The 19,630-nt window shown below is 36.1% G+C and carries 17 protein-coding genes; 6 read left to right on the top strand and 11 right to left on the bottom strand.

All coding sequences use genetic code 11. From position 1 onward, the window contains the following. The first annotated feature begins 8 nt into the window (after positions 1–8). Positions 9–1,358, top strand: a complete 1,350-nt coding sequence (locus DWB61_RS00720; RefSeq protein WP_125028919.1) for a YihY/virulence factor BrkB family protein — start codon at positions 9–11, stop codon at positions 1,356–1,358. A gap of 148 nt (positions 1,359–1,506) precedes the next feature. After that, the gene (locus DWB61_RS00715; RefSeq protein ID WP_125028917.1) at positions 1,507–2,289 is read left to right on the top strand and encodes an alpha/beta hydrolase family protein; all 783 of its coding nucleotides are present in this window, start codon (positions 1,507–1,509) and stop codon (positions 2,287–2,289) included. Positions 2,290–2,344: 55 nt separating this feature from the next. On the opposite strand, the gene DWB61_RS00710 is transcribed toward DWB61_RS00715, so the two are convergent. The 5 genes from DWB61_RS00710 to DWB61_RS00690 all read right to left on the bottom strand — a co-directional run bounded on the left by DWB61_RS00710 (position 2,345) and on the right by DWB61_RS00690 (position 7,148). Next, positions 2,345–3,361 carry a branched-chain amino acid aminotransferase gene (locus tag DWB61_RS00710; protein WP_125028916.1) on the bottom strand — a complete coding sequence of 339 codons (1,017 nt, stop codon included), beginning with the start codon at positions 3,359–3,361 and terminating at the stop codon, positions 2,345–2,347. 129 nt (positions 3,362–3,490) lie between these two features. Continuing rightward, positions 3,491–4,291 (bottom strand): DUF2797 domain-containing protein, encoded by an 801-nt coding sequence (locus DWB61_RS00705; protein WP_225423339.1) that lies wholly within the window; start codon positions 4,289–4,291, stop codon positions 3,491–3,493. A gap of 36 nt (positions 4,292–4,327) precedes the next feature. Continuing rightward, the gene (locus tag DWB61_RS00700) at positions 4,328–4,837 is read right to left on the bottom strand and encodes a peroxiredoxin family protein (RefSeq protein ID WP_125028915.1); all 510 of its coding nucleotides are present in this window, start codon (positions 4,835–4,837) and stop codon (positions 4,328–4,330) included. A gap of 43 nt (positions 4,838–4,880) precedes the next feature. Next, positions 4,881–6,137 carry a peptidase U32 family protein gene (locus DWB61_RS00695; RefSeq protein ID WP_125028913.1) on the bottom strand — a complete coding sequence of 419 codons (1,257 nt, stop codon included), beginning with the start codon at positions 6,135–6,137 and terminating at the stop codon, positions 4,881–4,883. 366 nt (positions 6,138–6,503) lie between these two features. Further along, a complete protein-coding gene (locus DWB61_RS00690; RefSeq protein WP_125028912.1) occupies positions 6,504–7,148 on the bottom strand; it encodes a DEAD/DEAH box helicase in 645 nt (214 codons plus the stop codon). Positions 7,149–7,406: 258 nt separating this feature from the next. On the opposite strand from DWB61_RS00690, the gene DWB61_RS00685 reads away from it, so the two are divergent. From DWB61_RS00685 to DWB61_RS00670, 4 genes are all read left to right on the top strand, one after another. Continuing rightward, positions 7,407–8,018, top strand: coding sequence for a hypothetical protein (locus DWB61_RS00685; RefSeq protein WP_125028910.1), 612 nt, complete (start codon positions 7,407–7,409; stop codon positions 8,016–8,018). 358 nt (positions 8,019–8,376) lie between these two features. Next, positions 8,377–8,853, top strand: a complete 477-nt coding sequence (locus DWB61_RS00680) for a hypothetical protein (RefSeq protein WP_125028908.1) — start codon at positions 8,377–8,379, stop codon at positions 8,851–8,853. A 454-nt stretch (positions 8,854–9,307) separates the two neighbouring features. Beyond that, positions 9,308–12,325 carry a T9SS type A sorting domain-containing protein gene (locus DWB61_RS00675; RefSeq protein WP_125028907.1) on the top strand — a complete coding sequence of 1,006 codons (3,018 nt, stop codon included), beginning with the start codon at positions 9,308–9,310 and terminating at the stop codon, positions 12,323–12,325. Positions 12,326–12,589: 264 nt separating this feature from the next. Next, positions 12,590–13,273: a transposase gene (locus DWB61_RS00670; protein ID WP_125028905.1), complete on the top strand. Its 684-nt coding sequence runs from the start codon at positions 12,590–12,592 to the stop codon at positions 13,271–13,273. Positions 13,274–13,389: 116 nt separating this feature from the next. Here DWB61_RS00670 and DWB61_RS00665 read toward each other — a convergent pair whose 3' ends face one another. From DWB61_RS00665 to kamE, 6 genes are all read right to left on the bottom strand, one after another. Next, positions 13,390–14,382: an electron transfer flavoprotein subunit alpha/FixB family protein gene (locus DWB61_RS00665; RefSeq protein WP_125028903.1), complete on the bottom strand. Its 993-nt coding sequence runs from the start codon at positions 14,380–14,382 to the stop codon at positions 13,390–13,392. A 12-nt stretch (positions 14,383–14,394) separates the two neighbouring features. Further along, on the bottom strand, positions 14,395–15,177 hold the full coding sequence (locus tag DWB61_RS00660) for an electron transfer flavoprotein subunit beta/FixA family protein (RefSeq protein WP_125028901.1): 783 nt from the start codon (positions 15,175–15,177) through the stop codon (positions 14,395–14,397). A 49-nt stretch (positions 15,178–15,226) separates the two neighbouring features. Beyond that, positions 15,227–16,366, bottom strand: coding sequence for an acyl-CoA dehydrogenase (locus DWB61_RS00655; RefSeq protein ID WP_125028900.1), 1,140 nt, complete (start codon positions 16,364–16,366; stop codon positions 15,227–15,229). A gap of 366 nt (positions 16,367–16,732) precedes the next feature. After that, complete coding sequence (locus tag DWB61_RS00650; RefSeq protein WP_125028899.1) at positions 16,733–17,938, bottom strand: acetyl-CoA C-acetyltransferase; 1,206 nt, start codon at positions 17,936–17,938, stop codon at positions 16,733–16,735. 123 nt (positions 17,939–18,061) lie between these two features. Further along, the gene (locus DWB61_RS00645) at positions 18,062–18,724 is read right to left on the bottom strand and encodes a 3-oxoacid CoA-transferase subunit B (protein WP_125028897.1); all 663 of its coding nucleotides are present in this window, start codon (positions 18,722–18,724) and stop codon (positions 18,062–18,064) included. A 69-nt stretch (positions 18,725–18,793) separates the two neighbouring features. Beyond that, positions 18,794–19,582 (bottom strand): lysine 5,6-aminomutase subunit beta, encoded by a 789-nt coding sequence (gene kamE / locus DWB61_RS00640; protein WP_125028895.1) that lies wholly within the window; start codon positions 19,580–19,582, stop codon positions 18,794–18,796. Between the last annotated feature and the right edge of the window lie 48 nt (positions 19,583–19,630).

Here is a 19,630-nt window from a genome sequence, read left to right as displayed (position 1 = left end):
TCAGTAAAATGATCACCAAAATTATAACTCACTTCAATAACATCATGAACTTCCTTAGTCAGGGTGTTTGGAGTATGCGATTAAAAGATTTATCAGGCCCTCGTTATTTCCTAATGAGACAACTTCGTATCTATCTTTTAGCCATAAAAGGGTTTTATGAAGATAAATGTCAGTTGAGAGCTTCTGCTCTCACCTTTTATTCTCTTTTATCGGTTGTTCCTGTTTTAGCTATGTTTTTTGGGATTGCCAAAGGCTTTGGAATGGATAAGCTTCTGGAAAAAGAATTGACCAAAAGCTTATCTGGGCAAGAAGAAGTTCTTACTTGGTTGATTCAATTTGCAAATAAAATGCTCGAAAATACCAAAGGCACACTTATAGCAGGGCTAGGTTTTATTATTCTTTTTTGGGCTGTAATAAAAGTACTCAGTAATATTGAAGAGGCTTTTAACGATGTCTGGCAAATAAAAAAAGGGCGTAGTTGGGGCCGTAAATTCTCAGACTATACATCTATTATGATTTTTGGACCTATTCTACTTATAGGGTCCAGTGCTGTAACTGTTTTTATCAAATCTAAGGTCAGTGGCATTATTGATGGAAATACCATTTTTGAAATGGTCGGACCTTTATTATTTTTCCTAATTAACTTGATTCCTTACATTCTTGTTTGGGTACTTTTCACAATTATATATGTGTTTATGCCCAATACCCGGGTTAGTTTCAAGTCTGGCATGTTAGCGGGTGTTATAGCAGGTACAATTTACCAAATTCTTCAAATTGTTTATATTGAATTTCAAGGAAGCGTCACCTCATACAATGCTGTTTATGGTAGTTTTGCCGCTCTCCCCTTATTCCTTATGTGGTTACAACTCAGTTGGCTTGTCGTGCTCTTTGGGGCTGAAATTTCCTTCGCTGAGCAGAATGTTGAAAGCTATGAATTTGAAGCAGAATCAACTCAAATATCCTATAGCTTCCGAAGGTTGCTTAACTTAATTGTTGTTCATAAGATCGTACATAACTTCAATCAAGACAATAGACCATATCGATCTAAAGATATTTCTCAAGAATTAGAATTACCTATCCGTTTAACACGGGAAATATTATTTAATTTAGTAAATTGTGGTCTGATTTCAGAATTAATCACAGATAGAGATAAAGAAACGGCCTATGCACCGGCCTTTGACATTTCGGTCATGAGCTTAAATAGGGTGATTAATTCATTGGAAGAATACGGCTCAGATGACATTCCTGTAAAAAAAGGTAGGGTTTTTAATACCTTAACTCATCTAATAAATGAGTACAAGATAAATTTTGAACAACAAAGTGGAAATGTGCTGTTGAAGGATGTTGAGATGGTTTGATAATTTGTTCTACTATTAAAGTATGATGTAAATGGGAAAAACTCAATATCTAAATTGAAACAACTGGACCCATCACATTTCCCTTATTGATTGATTTGAGAAAATTAAGGACTATAAGTATATCATATTTATCCTAAAATAATCCCTCATGATTCGATTAATATCAGTACTCTTGACCTGCTTTATATTGAACATTTCTTGTTCTTCAAAATCCGAAGAACAAACAAAGCATAACTGCCCCGAAAAAGAGAAAGACTGCCCGAAACTTGTGGAATTCAATTCACTTGATTCTCTTAAAATTTCAGCGCATCTCTATCAAATTGATGACAGCTCTCCCGTTATTTTACTTTGCCATCAAGCTCGATTTAATAAATTTGAATATGCCGGCATTGCTGAGCGCCTAAATAAGATGGGTTATAATTGTATGGCCATTGATCAACGTTCTGGTGGACCAATTGGTGATAAACAAAACCTAACCTACCTCAGGGCAAAAAAGTACAATAAAGGCGTTAATTACCTCGATGCAGAACCTGATATTAGAGCTTCCATTCTATACTTATCAAATAAATTCAACTCAAAAATTATTCTTTGGGGAAGTTCTTACTCTTCAACATTAGCTTTGTATTTGGCTGCTGATATGATTGAAGTCAGTACTGTGCTTTCATTTAGCCCTGGAGATTATATGGCTGATAAAAAAGGTAGCCTTGTTGATGTTCTAAGTGAATTCAAGAAGCCCATGTTTCTTACAAGTTCAAAAAGTGAAGCAGAAGGTGTCATTCAATTACTTAGCAAACATGAATTATTGCATAATCAGGTTCTATTTATACCCGAAGGTGCTGGACACCATGGTTCCCGAGCCCTTTGGATCAATCAAAATGGAGGTGAAGAATATTGGATAGCCGTCGCGCTATTCCTTAAACAGCTAAAATAAAAAAGAGGGAGTTCAAAATGAACTCCCTCTCCTAATTTATCTCATATCGAATTGATTAAAATTCGATGATTGTATTCCAGTTATGCTTGTCTTCAATAGTTCCGTACTGAATTCCACGCAATGTTTCGTATAATTTGAAACTAGTCTCACCAGCCTCATCACCAAAGAAATAGTCAACCTTATTATCAGCATCAACAATCTTACGGATTGGAGAAATAACAGCAGCAGTACCACAAGCACCCGCTTCAGTAAAACCAGCTAATTCTTCAACTGTAATGGGTCTACGCTCAACAGTCATTCCCAAATCTTCTGCAATCTGACACAAACTTTTGTTTGTAATAGAAGGCAAAATTGAGTTTGACTTAGGCGTTACATAAGTATTGTTCTTAATTCCGAAGAAGTTAGCAGGTCCACACTCATCGATATATTTCTTTTCCTTAGCATCTAAGAAAAGTACTGCAGAATATCCCTCATCATGTGCACGTGTTCCACCTCTTAATGATGAAGCATAGTTACCACCTACTTTAATTGTACCTGTTCCCTGAGGAGCAGCGCGATCGTATTCGCGGTAAATAACATAGTCAGTTGGTTTGAAACCTTCTTTGAAATAAGGACCTACTGGCATTACAAATACTGCAAAAGTATACTCCTTAGCTGGACTAACACCAACTTGTGCTCCATTTCCGAAAAGAACAGGACGAATATAAAGAGAAGCTCCTGACTCATATGGAGGAACCCATCTTTCGTTCAATTTGATTGCTTTAATAACAGCCTCTTCGAACAATTCCAATGGCATTTCAGCCATCATGATACCGTTAGATGAACTTTGTAGACGCTTTCCATTCTCATCGATACGGAATACTCTTACTTTTCCATCAGGACCTTTAAATGCTTTTAAACCTTCGAATGCTTGCTGTCCGTAATGTAAACCTGTAGCAGCAATGTGTACATTTACTTGATCAGATGAAGATACTTCTAATTCTCCCCATTTTCCATCACGGTAGTGACAACGCACATTGTAATCAGTTTTAGTATAACCAAAACCAAATTCTTTCCAGTTTATATTTTCCATTTCACTTCAGAATTTTACGATTAGTAAAGGATATTTATTGTGTTTTGTTTTGTTGAAATATAAAACATTCAATACAAATGTATTAAGAAATTTGGTCTTTTTGCCTACAATTTCTTCCATATTTTCCTATTATACTTTCAATTCAACAAAATATCCATTGTGTTTTCGAATATTTATAACTTTCCCCTCATCAAATATAAGATATTGCCCTTTTATCCCTTTTAAAGTTCCCTCATAAGTCTCTACTTTATCAAAGCTGAAACTTGTAATTTTTTGGGGATATTGCTCTACGGGATAGTTTAGTTCATAAGCCTCATCTTCAGCACAAACATATTGTTGTAATTCAGGATGTAGTAATTCTATCGCTCTTCCCTTTTCAAGCTTTAGATCAACGCTTAGTTCTCCTTCGTTTTTTAGCATGGCTTTCCAATTGGTTTTATCAGCAAAATGTTCTTTCAATGCCACCTCGATAATACCTGCTATATGTCTGTTAGGAGTTTTAGCAAGCTTTATAGCAGCTACAGCTCCCTGATCAATCCATCGGGTTGGAATTTGTGATTCCCGAGTCACTCCCACCTTTAAATTGCTCGAAAAGGCCAAATAAACATAGTGAGGTTTTAAAGAATGCGACTTAGACCATTCCATGTCTCGAGAAATACCCAAGTGCGATTCATCCAGCTCTGGATTCATTATACTTGCATCGGTTTGAGGCAAACTTGTAAAACAAGTATAACAATACCCTTGCGAGAATGAAGTCTTGGTTTTCTTACCACAATGCACGCAATTAATTTGATGCAGATAAGTCCAAGTCAACTTTTTGCCAATAAGTGTATTCATATCAACAAAATCGTCACCTATAGGAAGTTCATAAGTAATCACATCCTTAAGTTGAGTACGCATTTTAAGTATATTCCCTTTGTATAGCATCATTCAATTGAATTAGTCAATATCTTATCCCTTAATAATCTATTCTTTCATAGCCTTCTCAATGATTTCCATCATCTCATCCAACTCCTTTTGTGAAAAACCCTTTCCCTGAAAAATAATATACCCTTCTTTGTCGATGATATAATTTCTTGGAATATATTTCTCAGCGTACTTTGCATAAATATGACGTTGTGGATCAGCGGCAATCGGAAAAGTAAATTCCTTTGCGCATTGAAACTTTTTCAACTCAGTTACGGTATGCTCACGTCCAATAGAAATCATCTTAAAATTCTCATTCTTAAATCGAGGCCATAACTGTTTTTCCAGTTCAGGCAGCTCTTTCATACAAGGACCGCACCAAGTTGCAAAAAAATTAACTAGAATGACTTTTCCTTTCAAATCAGAAAGCTTAAAAAGATCACCATCCAAACTTGTAATGGTAAAATCAGGTGCTAGTTGACCTTTTTTAGTTAGGTTTCCTTCATTTTCATCAGCCCATAAACTGCTTGTAAAAACCAAGGCAAGTACTAGTAATAAATATCTTTTCATTAGTCGGCTATTTAGTTGTTTAGTGGTCGGGTTATCTCACCGTTTATTGACGTAAATCATCATGAACATCAACAATCTTATAAAGTTTATCTGATCGGCGAATCACCGTATCCAAAACAATTGAAAAACTATCGCCTTTCACAGCCTTTTCTACTGGTTTTAAATCCACACGAATCTCTTCTATCGTCGTTTCTACAACCCCAGTTGTTGGACCTGTAATCAGAATTTTATCACCTACACATAATTCCTGAGACTCTAATAAAAACTCAGCGACTTTAATTTTGTTGAAATAGTTGGTTCCTTTTCCAATCAACATTTTACGTTTGGTCGCACGATTACCGTACTCTGAGCTCCATTCGCCAATTTTCTGTCCCATGTAGTAGCCATCCCAGAAACCACGATTGAAAACCGTGGATAATTCTTCTTTCCAAACGGCTATCTTCTCTTCTCCATAGCTCCCATCAAGGTAAGCATCTACAGCTTCGTTATAACAACTCAATACCGTTTTCACATATTCCGGAGAGCGGGCTCTTCCTTCAAATTTAAGCACACGAACACCTGCATCTATCAATTTATTTACAAAACCAATGGTACACAAATCCTTAGGAGACATGATGTATTGATTATCAATCTCAAGCTCGTTACCCGATTCTTTTTCTGTTACCGTATAGGCCTTTCTGCAAGTTTGCATACAAGCCCCTCTATTAGCAGAAGATGATTTTTCATGTAAACTCAAGTAACATTTACCTGAAACAGCCATGCATAAGGCACCATGCGCAAACATCTCTATTTGCACCAATTCTCCCTTAGGACCTCGTATATCTTGCTGAACAATTTGGTGGTAGATGTTGGCTACCTGATCCAGGTTCAGTTCCCTAGCTAAAACAACAACATCAGCAAATTGAGAGTAGAATTTTACCGACTCGATATTGGTAATATTACACTGTGTTGAAATGTGAACTTCAACCCCAATAGAACGAGCATATAAAATTGCAGCCACATCAGCAGCAATAACCGCAGTAACCCCGTTCTCTTTAGCCGAATCGATCACTTCATGCATCAAATTCATCTCATTATCATACAGGACCGTATTCACTGTCAGGTATGTTTTCACTTGATTTTCCTTACAGATCTTAACGATTTCTCGAAGATCATCTTTGGTGAAATTATTCGACGATCGGGCACGCATGTTTAATTGCTCAATGCCAAAGTAAATGGAATTGGCTCCTCCTTGTATGGCCGCCATTAAAGATTCATACGATCCTACTGGTGCCATTAATTCTATATCTGTACGCTTCATGAATTTCTAATATGAACTATCAGATTTTACTCTTGATATGTAATGGAAAAAGGTATGCTTGATTTTTTTGCAATGCATCAATACCTTGTTATAGTTTATTTATATAAATCAGATACTCCAAGTCTCAATAAGACAAGTTAAAATGGTGCTGAATTCCTGATTTTCAGCAAAAGTAATCTTTATCAGGCACTCATGCAATATATTAAAAGAAAGACAGGTCTTTTGTTCGCTCTACCATCAGATTTAATCACGATAAGTTTATCTTCATCCTCAAGTCTGTTTTTTTCTTTGCACAAATTTATAAAGACAAAAGCCATCGTTCTACAATGAACAATGGCTTTTTATATTTCTCAAGAGCTAAACGAATTACTCTGGTTGATTCTCTTCTTCACTATCCTCAGCTTCAATTTCAACAATCTCAGGAGCAATCATGTAATACTCCACATAATCCTGAATTCTAACATTCATTTCTGTGGTGAAAACAATACGTTGCGACTCAGGTGTACTCGTTGTTAATCGATCTATTTGAGATGTTATTTCATGCTTAAATACAGATTGTCCATCGTCGATAATATACATTCTTAAACTATTCAAATTCATTCCCGAATTGGAATAAAGCTCGTTAAGAAATTTAGCTGGCCCAATTAGCACATCGCAACCGGCATAAACCCTATCGCGTTGCTTAAGAATATGCTCGCCCTGAAAAACGGCAAATACACGTAAGTCAGTATGCTCAGCCAGTAGGTCGAACTGTTCTTTCATGGCTTCCGCTTTCGCTCTATCTTCCACAACGATTAATGCTCTTGGAACATCATCTAAAGCCTCTTTCAATTGCTGAATAACGGTAATAACAATGGCAGTGGTTTTGCCTGATTGCTCAGGAGCAATAAACAGACAATCCCGCCCACTCTTCATCTTACCAATTGTCTTTTTTTGTATAGGAGTTGGCTTCTCAAAGCCCTCTTGTTCAAGAGCAATCGTAAGCTGTTCGTCTAGTTTCTTTAAAAACATATCTTTTAGTTAATCTGTGCCATCAATCAAAGTCCTAAAATCGAGACTGATGTATAATTCAGCTACAAAGATGGCAATTATCCCTAGCAAACAGAAATTTAGGGCAAAAATAGCTAGACTTAATTAAAATAAGGCTCAAGTTTTTTATCATTCTCAATCTTTTGCTAATCATATTATTTCTTTCTAAATTCATCTTGGTTTAACTAAATATTATCGACTCCATCAGTTTTCAAACTAAACGGTATAAAAACTTGAAGAATGACTGATAAAACTAAAGCAGATAAATCTTTGTGTTACTTGGACGGCAGAAAAGATCTTTGGAATAAAATGTTTTCGGTTTACCCTGCTGAAGCATCTAAGAAACTCAAGAATGATGAACTTGAAATGAAAGCCTTTATTTTCTGGGCCATGCATGCTATGGACTTTTGCTTTAGTCCGGATAGTGAAGATGGTTTTGATGATATTGACATCTACAAGCTTAGTCTGGAAGATTTAGAATCCTTTTATGAAGACTTAATAGAAGCCTTTTTAATCATGTTTTTTATTGATTACGGCTATCATCCCAGATTAGCCAATACCTTTTATAGAATTAAAAGCGACAAAGTTGGTGAAAGTTTTAAAGATCTTAGTCTATATGAGAACTATGTAAATAAAGCCAAAACACATTTTATTGCTCGAGACCTTTGTATTGTTTTTTCTTTTATATTAGATCGAGGTATCACATTCGATGAACTCATAAACCTTTTAGCAATTCTAGAGATATGTTATAAGCAACTTTTAACTTTATTAAAAGATGATAAGGCAATGAGGAAAATTGACTTTGAAAGCCTTCAGTTGGGGTTTAAATTAGATAGTAAGATAACTTCATGAAAAAAACTATCAAATTTCATATCTGTTCAGCGAAAAGATCATTTATTTAATCTCTCTTTAAATTTATTTTATCATACAAACTCTCCAAACAAGAAGAAATTTAGACGGAAAATTGCACTTTAAAACGCCTCTCTCTTCGTTTTCGAATATCAAACTTTACAAAATATTGTTTTATCAAACTGCAAAATCAATTTTATAGAAAGACACGCAACGCCTTACAATAATGCAAACCCCTTATAATTAAACACTAGTATCTGAATTAATTCCATTACGAACTATGGCTCTCAACTTTATATTATTAACTTTAATATAAGTTATCACACTATTCTTTCTTATTCTAAACTTAAAAAATGACGTTATGAGTATAGAAAATAAAGTTAAGATCGTACTAACCGAGGAACAAAAAACGGCAATTGCTACTGGACTTAAAACTCTGAAAGATACCTTAGGTCCTATCCTTATTAGTCTAACACCATATGAAAAGCAATCGATGCTTATTCTTGGAGACAAGTCGATCAGTTTTGTCAATAAAAACCTAATGTATGCCGATCAGAAGCCAGAATTTGTGCCAAGCTACTTAGATGTTAATGACTGGAAAATTGATATGCAAGCCCGAAATGACCTAGCGCCTTACAACGCCGAAATTCAAGAACTAAACAGTCTTTTGCTCGATACAATTGCGCTTTGTGGCAACGAGGCCTATCTGCAAGCTTTAACCTACTACAACTCGGTAAAACAAGCGGCAAAAAGTAATATCCCTGGAGCAAAGCCTATCTATGAGGAATTGAAACACCAATACCCCAACCATAAGAAACCAAAAGAAGAGGTTAAATAAGTTATTACAAATCCAATTTAAAGAATAAGAAAGAGAAGCCCTGAAACAAGCAAACCTGCACGTTTCAGGGCTCATTCATTTTATAATCAGAGACGGTTTTGCGAATAAATTTGAAGGGTATTTCGCGAACTGCCTGTTTGAACATATTTAGTGCCTATCTGAGCTTTTTAACTACCTCTTTGCACCTTTTTACATCAAAGAGCATCCTTTTTAGTTCAAACAGGATGTTTTTTACTGCCTGTTTGAACCTTTTTACTTCGAAGAGGATCCTTTTAAGTGCAAACAGGATGTTTTTTAGGTACTGAAGGGACTTTGAAACATTCCCCAGGAAGTTCTCGCCATAAATAGCCTTATGTTTTTCAACTCATTAGAAGTATCTGTCATAATATTTTTCATACATTTACCCTTTTGTTAAATAAAACACAACATAACTCTAGCTTCTAAAATCACAACTATGATTAAAACGTTTACCGCAGTAATACTCTTATTCTTAACATTTACAGTAGGAGCACAAAACATAAACATTCCCGATGCCAATTTTAAAAGGGCATTGGTCGATAATACTAAGATTAATACCGATGGTGATGGGGAAATTTCTGAAAGTGAGGCAGCGGCTTTTACAGGAATGCTTTCTGTTCATAGCAGGTATATCTATGACCTTACCGGACTGGAATATTTCGTTAAGCTTACAGAACTGGATTGCTTCAACAATCAAATAAGATCTTTAGATATTAGCAAAAATATTTTACTTACTGATATAGATTGCGCCAAAAATAAATTAAGCAATTTAGATCTAAGCAACAATACGGCAATTACAAAACTTCATTGTTACAACAATCAATTAAGTAGTTTAGATGTAAGTAATAGTACAGTAATTACAGAACTTTATTGCTACAACAATCAATTAAGCAATTTAAATGTAAAAAATAATACCGCAATTAAATTACTTTCTTGCGGGAACAATCGATTAACCAGTTTAGATGTAAGTAATAATACGGCAATTACAGGACTTTATTGTGCCTCAAATCAGTTAACCAGTTTAGATCTGACTAACAATACGGCTATTACTAATCTTTGGTGCTACAATAATCAGTTAAGCAGTTTAGATCTGACTAACAATGCGGCTATTACTAAACTTTGGTTGAGTAATAATAAATTGACTAGTTTAGATCTGACTAAGAATACGGCTATTACAACCCTAAAGTGCTCTAAAAATGAAATAACCAATTTAAATCTAACTAGCAATAAAGCTATTACATTCCTTGAATACCAAAATAATAAATTGACTAGTTTAGATCTGACTAAAAATACAGCAATTACATACCTTAATTGTTCCAGAAATCAGTTAACCAGTTTAGATTTAAGTAATAACCTCAAACTTAAAAAACTTGATTGCTACATCAATCAATTAAGCAGTTTAAATGTAAGTAATAACCTTCAACTTGAAGAATTTAATTGCTTTGACAATCAAATAAGATCATTAGATATTAGTAAAAATATTTTACTTACTGATATAGATTGCGCCGAAAATAAATTAAGCAATTTAGATGTAAGTAAGAATACGGCAATTACAAGACTTCAGTGCTACAACAATCAATTAAGTCGTTTAGATGTAAGTAATATTACCCAACTGACATATTTAAAATGTGACACCAATAAATTAACAAGTTTAGATCTGACCAATAATACAGTTATTACAGTACTTGTATGTTCTAATAATCAATTGACAAGTTTAGATTTGAGCAATAGCGCTCAAATTAAAAAAATATATTGCGCCGATAATAAACTAAGCAGTTTAGATATTAGTAAAAATACAGATCTTACCGATTTAAAATGTACAGATAACATGATCCCATTTTCAGAATTGCAAAAGGTGAAAAAAGATTATTCAGCTCTTAATTACAAAACGAGCAAGAGGATATTTTCGCCAGTTGCAGGACTTGAAAACCATACGATAGATTATTCATCAGAAGTTGTAATCGATGGCAATGAAACGACCTTTAAATGGTTTTCAGAAAACGGTGAAGAGGTCAATGAAGAAAATATTAAAGAAGAAAACAAAGGAATCTATAGATTTTTAAAAGTTGGGTCGTATTACTGCAAAATGACTAATGAAACATTTCCTGAACTGACACTGACAACTAATACTATTACTATTTATGGCAACAATACCATAGATATTCCAGATGCAAATTTCAAAAAGGCTTTGTTGGAAAATAAACAGTTAAACATTGATGGCAACAATGAAATATATGAATCAGAGGCTATCATGTACGAAAAAGAGATAGATATTAGCAACAGAAACATCTCTGATCTTACAGGAATAGGCTATTTTAAAAAGATCACTAAACTAACATGTCACAGCAATCAGATTAGTCAACTAGACCTCAGTGAAAACTCAGAACTAAGGGAATTAGATTGTTCTACCAACTTAATAGAAGTCTTAAATCTAAGTGGAAACGAGAAATTAGAAACAATTGATTGTTCTATAAATAGACTAGGAGCGCTGAATTTGAAAGGATTCTCTAAACTACAAAATGTAGATTGCTCTTACAATCAGTTAATTTACCTGAAACTGGATAATCCAAACAAGATGCTCACAAGCCTGAGATTCGATCAGAACCATTTGCCGTTTTCTGAGTTAAATGAGATTAAAGCAATAAATCCAAAACTGATCGAAATAGAGAAATTATCACCTAATTATTTATCAAGACAAGCTGATGTTTTTGGTGAAGTTAATGAAGAAGTAAATCTTGAAATTGATTACTCTTTAGAAGCATCATTCGACGGCAATGAAACAGCATTTACATGGACTAAAGATTATGGGATGAACCAAGCCGATGAAACGTCTATAAGGACAATAAAACCAGGTGTATTTAAATTTCTTAAAGAGGGGGTTTATCATTGTGAAATGACAAATGCATCATTCCCTGATATCGTCGTTACTACAAGCGCTATAAACATTAATAAAAAAGGACAAGAGATCACATTCGTTAACGCACCAACAATTTCAAGAGTAAATATGACATTGGAGTTGAAAGCTATAGCGAGTTCTGGTTTGAAAGTGAATTATGAGATTCTTTCAGGTGGTGCTAAGCTTATAGGAAACACTATATCATTCTACGAAGTAGGAACGGTAACAATTAAAGCCATTCAACCCGGTAATGATGAGTATGAAGCTTGTGAAAAGACAATTGAAATTCAAGTCGATTTTGCGACTGGCATTGAAGATATTCTAGACTCATCTGCTCAAATTTATCCAAATCCTGTTGAGACTGAAATGGTAATCAAGTTTGCCAGTATTGAAGAAAGAACCATTCGTATATTCGACCTTCAAGGTAGATTAAAACTGGAAAAGGAAACAACATCTACTGCTGAACGATTAAACCTTTCTAAGTTTAAAAGTGGAATGTACTTAATGAAAGTACAATCAGTGAGTGGATCATTCACTTATAAGATTATTAAGAAATAGACATTAGAGTCTAGTTTTACTATACAGGAATGGCCAACAAGTATTTGTTGGCCATTTTCTATATCTGCAAACGAAAAGATAAGTCATTCTCTGTGTTTTGTTAATTAAATTATTTATAAATTCATATCAGCTTAACTATTTATGGTATTTAAAAGATTTAAAATCTGATGGGTATGTTGACTCCATTAGGTTTCAAACTAGATCAAATGAAAACCTATCAGAGTCCGAAGGACCTGATAGAGTTAAAATCAAATCCTAAGCAATATGTCATCCACAAGCATTCCTTTAGAATCTGAATTCTACTATCATGTTTATAATAGAGGTATCAACCGATGTGATTTATTTCGAGTGGCAAAGGACTACAAGCATTTTTTAAGGCTGTACGAGAAGTATATTGAGCCTATTGCCGATACCTACGCGTGGGTGTTAATGCCTAATCATTTCCACCTGTTGATTAGAATAAAGTCCGAAGAAGAAATAGGGATATACAAAAATTTAAACTCTGACGGGTCTAAAGACTCCGTCAGGTTTCAAACTAAACCAAATGGAAACCTAACAGAGTCCGAAGGACCTGATAGAGTTGGTAATAAAAAGCCGAATCCTACAAAACACTTTTCACATCTTTTTAATGCTTACGCCAAATATATTAACAAAAAATATCAGCGAACAGGCTCCCTATTTGAACATCCATTCAGAAGAAAACAAGTAGAAGATGAAGCATACCTTAGGACATTGGTTCTATACATTCACAACAATCCTATCCATCACGATTTTACCGATATTGCGGTAGATTACCCTTGGAGTAGTTATCTAACCTGCATATCAGTGAAACCAACAAAGCTATTAAAGGATGAAGTTGTTGGTTGGTTTGATGATGAAGCTAATTTCAAATTCATGCACAAGCAGCATGTCGATTTTATGAAGCTTGAGAAATGGTTGGAGATCTAAATATTCTTTTTCAACTCTGATGGGTCTAACGACTCCATCAGGTTTTCAAATTCTACATTACAAAAATGGCCAACAAATAAGTGTTGGCCATTTTTTTATATCTAAAAACGATAAGATTACTTCTTCAATCTCTCGTTTAATTTCCTGATGATTTGTTTTGCATCGCCAACAATACCAAGGTCAGACACCTGGAAAATAGGTGCATTCTTGTCTTTGTTTACAGCAATGATCAAATCTGAATCTTCCATACCTGCAACGTGCTGAATAGCGCCTGAGATACCAAAGGCAAAATAAAGGTCTGGACGTACAGTTTTACCAGTCTGCCCCACCTGACGGTCGTGACCGATATAACCCGCATCAACCATAGCACGAGAAGCTGAAACCTCAGCTCCAAGAGTTGTCGCCAAAGCATCCATCGCTTCGAAACCTTCTTGGTTACCAATACCACGACCACCTGAAACCAGGATGCGTGCTTCAGTAATATCAATTAGATTGCTTTCTTCCTTTACAGTCTTAATTAACTTCACTCTTATCTTCGAGGCATCGAAATCAACCTTATAATCAGTAATAATTCCTTCGCGACTTGTATCTGTATCCAATGCAAACAAAACGCCTGGACGAACTGTTCCCATTTGAGGACGGTGATTCTTACAAACGATAGTTGCCATTAGGTTACCACCAAAAGCTGGACGAGTCATCAATAACTCACGGTTCGCTCCTACTTCAATCTTGGTACAGTCAGCAGTTAAACCCGTTTTAACACGAGCTGAAACACGAGGTCCCAAGTCACGACCAATAGTCGTCGCTCCAATTAATACTGAATCTGGCTTTCTATCATTGATAATTTTGCAGATGGCCTGAGTGTATGGCTCAGTTGTGTAGTCAGCCAATTCTGGCGCATCAACAACTAAAACCTCATCAGCACCAGCAGCAATCAATCCTTGTGCCTTAGCAGCGATGTTATGCCCCAAAAGCATCGCATAAACCTTATCGTTTAACTCATCTGCCAATCGTCGTGCTTGTCCCAAAAGTTCCAATGCCACATTCTGAACAAGACCTTCGCGTTGCTCAATAAAAACATATATGCCTTTGTAATCTTCTAAATTCATAGTCTCAACGATTTATAGAATGAATTTCTCTTTCATCTTGTTAATAATGATTCCTACAGCCTCATCGGTATCCACTTCGTAAAGTTCGCCAGCTGGTTTCAAACCACGGGCAAAAGCTTTATGTACACTTGTTGGTGATCCCTTAAGACCCAAAAGTGTCTCATCAACGTCAATTTGATCTTTACCCCAAACCTCAACTTCTTTTTGGTAAGCATCAACGATACCACCAACGCTCATGTAACGAGGTGTATTTGCTGATGAAAGAACCGTTACTACACAAGGTGCTTCCACCTCAAGAATCTGGTAACCCTCTTCGATGTGACGCTTCATAGTGAATGTTTTCTCACCGTCGAATTTCAAATCTTCCAGGTAAGATACCTGAGGTAAGTCCAGATGCTCTGCAATTTGAGGTCCTACCTGTGCTGTGTCACCATCAATCGCCTGACGACCGGTAATCAAAAGGTCGAAATCAAGCTTTTTAAGCGCTCCTGCAAGAGCGTATGATGTTGCAAGAGTATCTGCACCTGCAAACTTTCTATCTGTTAAATGGATGGCTCTATCGGCTCCCATTGCAAATGCTTCTCTAAGAATCAAATCTGCTTGTGGAGGTCCCATAGTAATCACAGTAATGTGAGCACCCTTTTCTTCTTTTAACTGTAGCGCCATTTCTAAACCACCCTTATCATCAGGGTTGATAATACTTGGTACGCCTTCTCTGATTAGAGTTCCTGTTTTTGGATCAATTTTAATCTCAGTCGTATCAGGAACCTGCTTTATACAGACAACTATTTTCATGTTCTTATTCTTTTAGATTCTCGTAACTAATAGCTTTTACACCCTATGCTTATTTAAGCATATTCGCTGAAATCACCATTCTCTGAACTTCAGAAGTTCCTTCGTATATCTCAGTAATTTTAGCATCACGCATCATACGCTCAACCGGGTATTCGCGAGTGTAACCATAACCACCGTGTAATTGAACGGCCTTGTTTGTTACCTCCATAGCTGTTTCGGCTGCATAAAGCTTAGCCATAGCTGCATCGACAGAATAAGCTATTTTATTATCTTTTTTGTAAGCCGCTTTACGAACCAACATACGAGAAGCTTCTGTTTTTGTGTTCATATCAGCCAACTGGAACTGTGTATTCTGGAAAGCAGAAATGGCACGGCCAAACTGTTTTCTTTCTTTCACATATTTCACCGTTTCATTAATTGCACCCTGAGCCAAACCTAAAGCTTGAGCAGCGATACCAATACGACCACCGTCAAGAGTTTTCATTGCGATACCAAAACCTTTGCTAAGTTTCCCTAACATATTGGTTTTAGGCAGTACACAGTTCTCAAAAATCAATTCGTTAGTTGCTGAACCTTTAATACCCATCTTTTTCTCTTTCTTACCAAAAGAGAAACCAGGAGTGCCTTTTTCAATGATAAAAGCTGTAATACCACGAGTTCCCTGAGACTTATCAGTCATTGCGAAAATCACATAAACATGTGCATATTCAGCATTGGTAATAAAGATCTTAGATCCATTAATGATATAATTATCACCATCTTCAACAGCCGTTGTTTGCTGACCAGCTGCATCAGTACCTGCATTAGGCTCTGTTAAACCAAAAGCTCCAATCCATTCTCCAGAAGCAAGCTTTGGTAGGTATTTTTGCTTTTGCTCTTCAGTTCCATGCTCTAAAATAGGTGCTGCACACAAAGACGTGTGAGCCGAAACAATAACACCAGTTGTACCACATACCGCTGAAAGTTCTTCAACAGCCATAGAATACATCAGGTTATTTCCACCTGCTCCACCATATTGCTTTGGAATTGGAATACCCATGATTCCAATCTTTGCCATTTTCTCAACCGTTTCGATCGGGAAACGCTCCTGCTCGTCAACTTCTGCAGCAAGTGGCTTCACTTCGTTTTCAGCAAAATCCCTAATCATTTGCTGGAACAACTCCTGTTCTTTTGTAAGGCTAAAGTTCATTAATGTATTATTACAAAATTTAAGTTTCAGATCAAGTTTGGCTCAATCCGGAAAAAATTCTTTAATTGCTAATTTTCAATGCAAAGAAAGCTCAGTAAAAACGAATTTCGATACAACATGATATGTTATATATCAGAAAATTACATTTTCTCAACACAAACAACACAAGGTGTTAATTATTTAACAGAACATTGCGTAAATAACTGAATTACTAAAAATATAAGACTCTTGCTTATTTCCATTTTTACGCTAGCTAGCCGAACAAAAAAAATCGGCTATTGGTTTTTAAAAACCAACAGCCGATTATATTTTAAATTAAGACTAAAGCTAACAAAGATCTAACCTCAATATATACTTAAAATTCTATTAAACGTTCTTAAGAATTAAAGCAGTTCCCATACCACCACCAATACAAAGTGATGCTAAACCGAATTGCTTATTTGTACGTTTCATTTCGTGAATCAAACTTACAGTGATACGTGTACCTGATGCTCCAATTGGATGACCTAATGCAATAGCTCCACCATTGACATTACATCTTTCTAAGAAGAACTCAGGAGCAACACCATGATCTTCGCACAATTGCTTAACCACACCTAATGATTGAGCTGCAAAAGCTTCATTCAATTCCAACACTTCCATGTCAGTTAATTTCATACCCGCCTTTTTCAAAGCATTAGCGATAGCAGGAACTGGTCCCATACCCATGATAGCTGGATCTACACCACCTTGACCCGTTGCTACAATCTCAGCAATAGGTGTTAAGTTATGCTCTTTTACAGCCTCTTCAGAAGCGACTAATACGAAAGCGGCACCATCGTTAATACCTGAAGCATTACCAGCGGTAACAGTACCATCCTTCTTGAAAGCAGGACGTAAACCAGTTAAAGCATCCAGACTTGTTCTGCGGTTGATAAATTCATCAGCATCAAAAATAATGGTTTCCTTGCGAGTTTTGATCTCTACAGGAACAATCTCATTCTTGAAATGACCCGCATCTTGTGCTGCCATTGCTTTTTGCTGAGAAGCAAATGCAAAAGCATCTTGTTCAAGTTTAGATATATTGAATTTCTCTGCAATGTTTTCAGCAGTAATCCCCATATGGTAACCTTCGAAAGCATCAGTCAAACCGTCAAATACCATGTGATCAACAGCTTTAAGATCCATCATTTTGTGTCCACCACGAACCGTACCTGGCATAACGAAACCTGCTTGCGACATATTCTCAGTACCACCAGCAATAATCATATTCGCTTCACCTGATTTGATGTTAGCATATGCTAGGTTGATTGTCTTCATTCCTGAACCACAAATCATGTTGATTCCATAAGCTGGAACCTCCTGAGGTATACCCGCTTTAATTGAAGCCTGACGAGCAACCCCCTGCCCTTGACCTGCCATTAGGATATTTCCCACAACAACTTCATCAAGTTGAGAAGCATCGATCTTAGTTTCCTCAATAATATTTTTGATAACTCCTGCAGCTAAATCAGCAGCGGTAACTGGAGTTAGACTTCCTAAAAATTTACCTACAGCCGTTCTTTTGGCTGCAACAATATATACTTTGCTCATGACGTTTGTAATTGACAATTAATGATTAGCAATTATTAATTTAAAAGTAAATGGGTTGAATGAAATGAATAATGATTTATAATTATTATTAATTACTCATCACTAATCGTTAACCATCCTATATTAGGCTTGTTTCATTTCAGCTAGATCCTCAGCAATAATCAATTTTGCATTAGTCGCTTCTTGTACTTGCTCAACACTAAACATCGGATTGATCTCTGTTAGAAGAATGCCCTCTGGTGTAATTTTCATGACTCCCATTTCAGTGATAATCATTTCAACTTGTCCTGCTGCAGTAAGTGGTAAATCACAAAGAGTCATAATCTTGTGATTCCCTCTAGCGGTATGTTCCATTGAAAGAATAACACGCTTAGCACCTACAATAAGATCCATTGCGCCACCCATCCCCGGTGTTTTTTTACCTGGAATCATCCAGTTAGCAAGGTTTCCTTTTTCATCAACCTGAAGAGCTCCTAAGAAGGTTACATCAACATGTCCACCTCGGATAATAGCAAAAGAAGCTGCAGAATCGAAACTACTCGCACCTTGCTTGTAAGTTATGTGCCCGCCACCAGCGTTAACAAAATCCTTATCTTCTTCACCTTCGGCTGGAACAGCACCCATGCCTAATAAACCATTCTCCGACTGAAGAATAACATTGACATTTTCAGGGACATAATTAGGAATGAATGTAGGTAAACCAATTCCTAAGTTTACTACATCACCATCTTGCAATTCGAGAGCTGAACGCTTAGCGATAATCTCTCTGATTTCTTTTTTATCCATTGTGGTATGTTGTTTTGTTTATATTTTGATAGAGACACAGCATGCTGTGTATGTACCAAAATTATAAGTCTATTGGTTGATTCTTCTGTCAAGTTCCTGAGCCATATATGAAGCCACGTCATCAGCATATTTATTCATACCGAAACCAGCATCGTATCCAAGCTCTTTAGCTAATTCGTGTGATAAACGAGGTCCACCACAAATCAAAATGACCTTATCACGCAAGCCTTCTGCTTCAAGCATTTCAACCAGTTCAACAAGGTTTTGAATGTGAACATCTTTTTGAGTTACGGTTTGCGACACCAAAAGAACATCCGCTTTCATTTCGATAGCTTTAGCGATGAATTCTTCATTAGGTACCTGTGATCCCATATTTAGAGCCTCTACCATATCGTAACGCTCCAAACCATAGTGACCTGCAAAACCTTTCATATTCATAATGGCATCGATACCTACAGTGTGAGCATCTGTACCCGTACTGGCACCTACAACCACAACCTTACGTCCGATGTTTTCCTTAATGAAATCATCCGTTTCGTGCATATCCATAGTCGTTGATTCTACTTTTGGTACCACGATAGTTGTATAATCAACGGTATGAATAGAACTACCATAACAGTTGAAAAAGGTGAAACCTTCCATTAGCTCTTGAACGAATACCACTTGGATATCTTCAAAACCCATTTTTCTCATCATCTGCTTAGCGGCCTCAATCGCCTCTTCACCTTTAGCTACAGGAAGTGTGAAACTCACCTGTGTTTTACCATCATTCATGGTATCGCCGTAAGGCTTAATTTTTGTTAGATCTAAGGTCTTATCGAATTCATTCGAATTGGTAGAATAAAGTCCTCCACTCATTTTATTTATTTTTAGATCAGAGATTTCAGATTATAGATTTGAGAACTC

Source organism: Ancylomarina euxina (assembly GCF_003863355.1).
GTDB lineage: Bacteria > Bacteroidota > Bacteroidia > Bacteroidales > Marinifilaceae > Ancylomarina > Ancylomarina euxinus.
Note: the sequence above shows the minus strand (reverse complement) of the source record. Positions and strands in the feature narration are given on the sequence as shown.

What these genes read in the sequence shown, in the direction of transcription:
- DWB61_RS00720 (WP_125028919.1), top strand. Translation starts at nt 9, where the DNA reads ATGATCACCAAAATTATAACTCACTTCAATAACATCATGAACTTCCTT.
- DWB61_RS00715 (WP_125028917.1), top strand. Translation starts at nt 1,507, where the DNA reads ATGATTCGATTAATATCAGTACTCTTGACCTGCTTTATATTGAACATT.
- DWB61_RS00710 (WP_125028916.1), bottom strand. Translation starts at nt 3,361, where the DNA reads ATGGAAAATATAAACTGGAAAGAATTTGGTTTTGGTTATACTAAAACT.
- DWB61_RS00705 (WP_225423339.1), bottom strand. Translation starts at nt 4,291, where the DNA reads ATGATGCTATACAAAGGGAATATACTTAAAATGCGTACTCAACTTAAG.
- DWB61_RS00700 (WP_125028915.1), bottom strand. Translation starts at nt 4,837, where the DNA reads ATGAAAAGATATTTATTACTAGTACTTGCCTTGGTTTTTACAAGCAGT.
- DWB61_RS00695 (WP_125028913.1), bottom strand. Translation starts at nt 6,137, where the DNA reads ATGAAGCGTACAGATATAGAATTAATGGCACCAGTAGGATCGTATGAA.
- DWB61_RS00690 (WP_125028912.1), bottom strand. Translation starts at nt 7,148, where the DNA reads ATGTTTTTAAAGAAACTAGACGAACAGCTTACGATTGCTCTTGAACAA.
- DWB61_RS00685 (WP_125028910.1), top strand. Translation starts at nt 7,407, where the DNA reads ATGACTGATAAAACTAAAGCAGATAAATCTTTGTGTTACTTGGACGGC.
- DWB61_RS00680 (WP_125028908.1), top strand. Translation starts at nt 8,377, where the DNA reads ATGAGTATAGAAAATAAAGTTAAGATCGTACTAACCGAGGAACAAAAA.
- DWB61_RS00675 (WP_125028907.1), top strand. Translation starts at nt 9,308, where the DNA reads ATGATTAAAACGTTTACCGCAGTAATACTCTTATTCTTAACATTTACA.
- DWB61_RS00670 (WP_125028905.1), top strand. Translation starts at nt 12,590, where the DNA reads ATGTCATCCACAAGCATTCCTTTAGAATCTGAATTCTACTATCATGTT.
- DWB61_RS00665 (WP_125028903.1), bottom strand. Translation starts at nt 14,382, where the DNA reads ATGAATTTAGAAGATTACAAAGGCATATATGTTTTTATTGAGCAACGC.
- DWB61_RS00660 (WP_125028901.1), bottom strand. Translation starts at nt 15,177, where the DNA reads ATGAAAATAGTTGTCTGTATAAAGCAGGTTCCTGATACGACTGAGATT.
- DWB61_RS00655 (WP_125028900.1), bottom strand. Translation starts at nt 16,366, where the DNA reads ATGAACTTTAGCCTTACAAAAGAACAGGAGTTGTTCCAGCAAATGATT.
- DWB61_RS00650 (WP_125028899.1), bottom strand. Translation starts at nt 17,938, where the DNA reads ATGAGCAAAGTATATATTGTTGCAGCCAAAAGAACGGCTGTAGGTAAA.
- DWB61_RS00645 (WP_125028897.1), bottom strand. Translation starts at nt 18,724, where the DNA reads ATGGATAAAAAAGAAATCAGAGAGATTATCGCTAAGCGTTCAGCTCTC.
- kamE (WP_125028895.1), bottom strand. Translation starts at nt 19,582, where the DNA reads ATGAGTGGAGGACTTTATTCTACCAATTCGAATGAATTCGATAAGACC.